The sequence below is a fragment of the Bacillus sp. SIMBA_074 genome, assembly GCF_046534555.1.
In the GTDB taxonomy this organism is placed as follows: Bacteria; Bacillota; Bacilli; order Bacillales; family Bacillaceae_G; genus Bacillus_A; species Bacillus_A mycoides.
In genome coordinates this window covers 1-267 of record NZ_JAWRYM010000608.1, presented here as the reverse complement: position 1 = coordinate 267, position 267 = coordinate 1, and the positions used below count along the sequence as shown (strand labels likewise).

1 protein-coding gene is annotated in these 267 nt (G+C 46.8%); it reads right to left on the bottom strand.

Features of this window, described 5'->3' with window-relative positions; genetic code table 11:
* On the bottom strand, window positions 1–267 hold a 267-nt coding region (locus tag SB773_RS32180), incomplete at both ends, for a methylmalonyl-CoA mutase family protein (RefSeq protein WP_410594421.1).

Here is a 267-nt window from a genome sequence, read left to right as displayed (position 1 = left end):
CCAAAATGATCGGTGCCGGTCCATTGATGGTCATGGATACAGAGGTTGAGGGGTGGCAAAGGTCAAAGCCTGCATAAAGCTTTTTCATGTCATCCAACGTACAGATACTGACTCCGCTTTCCCCTACCTTTCCATAGATATCAGGCCGATGATCAGGATCCTCGCCATACAAAGTTACAGAATCGAAAGCCGTACTTAGCCGTTTAGCATTATCATCCTTTGACAAATAATGAAAACGCCTGTTTGTCCGGTCGGGCGATCCTTCAC